Below are 1,825 nucleotides of genomic sequence, written 5' to 3'. Positions count from 1 at the left end.
CTGCGCGAGGCGGGCGCCCGCGAGATCGCCGAGGTGCGTCCCGGGCAGCCGCTGCCGCACGGCGACGCCCTCGTCGTACGCGCCGACGCCGCCTCGGCCGCCGAGGCCCTCCACGCGCTGCACGCACCGCCGCGCGCCGATCTGCCCCGCGAGGGCTACCGGCTGGCGGTCGGCCGCACGAAGTCACGTCCCACCGTCGCGCTCGAAGGCGCCGACGGCGAGGGCCTGTTCCACGCCGCACAGACGCTGCGGCAGCTCGTCACCGAGAAGGACGGCGAGCGGGGCTTCGCCGGCGCCGTCGTACGGGACTGGCCCACGGCCCCCGTGCGGGGCGTGACCGAGGGCTTCTACGGCAGCTCCTGGACGCAGCAACAGCGCCTGGAGCAGCTCGACTTCCTCGGCCGTACGAAGCAGAACCGCTATCTCTACGCCTCGACGGACGACGCGTACCGCCAGGCCGCCCACTGGCGCGACCCCTATCCGGCCGCCCAGCGGCAGCAGTTCCGCGAACTGGCCGAGCGGGCGCGGCGCAACCATGTGACGCTCGGCTGGGCCGTCGCGCCCGGCCAGGGGCTGTGCTTCTCCTCCGCCGAGGACCGCCGCGCCCTGCTGCGGAAGCTGGACGCGATGTACGCGCTGGGCTTCGCCGCCTTCCAGCTCCGCTTCGAGGACGTCAGCTACAGCGAGTGGCACTGCGACGAGGACGCGCAGACCTACGGCTCCGGGCCGAAGGCCGCGGCCCGCGCCCACGCGGAGCTGGCCGGGGAGGTCGCCCGCCATCTGGCCGCGCGGCACCCCGACGCGGAGCCGCTGTCGGTCATGCCGACGGAGTTCTACCAGGGCGGCGACACCGCGTACCGCAGCGAGCTGGCGGACAAGCTGCCGCCCGGTGTGCAGGTCGCCTGGACGGGCGTGGGCGTGGTGCCGCGCACCATCACCGGGGGCGAACTGAGCGCCGTACACGAGGCGTTCGGACAGCACCCGCTGGTCACCATGGACAACTACCCGGTCAACGACTATGCGCAGGACCGGATCTTCCTCGGCCCCTACCGCGGTCGTGAACCGGCCGTCGCCGCCCGTTCCGCCGGGGTGCTCACCAACGCCATGCGGCAGCCGGCCGCCTCACGCATCCCGCTCTTCACGGCCGCCGACTACGCCTGGAATCCCAAGGGTTACCGCCCGCAGGACTCCTGGCAGGCGGCGATCGACGAGGCCGCCGGCGGCGACGCACAGGCCCGCGCGGCCGTACGCGCCCTCGCGGGCAACGACTCCTCCTCGGTGCTGGGCGGCGAGGAGTCGGCCTATCTGCGTCCGCTGCTGAAGGACTTCTGGGCCGCCTACGACGACGCCGACCCGCAGGAGAAGCCGTCCCTGAAGCGTCTCGGGCGCGCGGCGGACCGGCTCGGCGACGCGTTCCGCACGATGCGTACCGCGAAGGACCGTGTACCGGCCGCGCTCGCGCACGAAGTAGGGCCGTGGCTGGAGGAGTTGGCGCGCCACGGCGAGGCGGGCGAGCACGCCGTACGGATGCTCACGGCACAGGCGCACGGCGACGGCGGCGGCGCGTGGGACGCCCGGCTGGCCGTCGAGAAGCTCCAGGCGAAGGACGGCGACGGCCCCTCCGCGACTGTCGGCAAGGGCGTGCTGGCGGACTTCGTCAAGCGCTCCCTGAAGGTCTCCGACAGTTGGACGGGCGCCGACCGCAAGGCGGGCGGACGCCACAGGGCGACCGCGCAGGGCGGCCCCGTCGCACGTCCGGACTCCCCCGCCGAGGCCGCCGTGGACGGCGACCCGGACACCGCCTACCGCGCCGAAGCGGCCCCCG

Annotated in this window: 1 protein-coding gene; it reads left to right on the top strand. The window is 74.5% G+C overall.

The features are described 5' to 3' along the window. A partial coding sequence (locus AN218_RS21420; RefSeq protein ID WP_171908745.1) for a glycoside hydrolase family 84 protein occupies positions 1 to 1,825 on the top strand: 1,825 nt, incomplete at both ends.

The organism is Streptomyces nanshensis (assembly GCF_001751255.1).
Lineage (GTDB): Bacteria > Actinomycetota > Actinomycetes > Streptomycetales > Streptomycetaceae > Streptomyces > Streptomyces nanshensis_A.
Note: the sequence above shows the minus strand (reverse complement) of the source record. Positions and strands in the feature narration are given on the sequence as shown.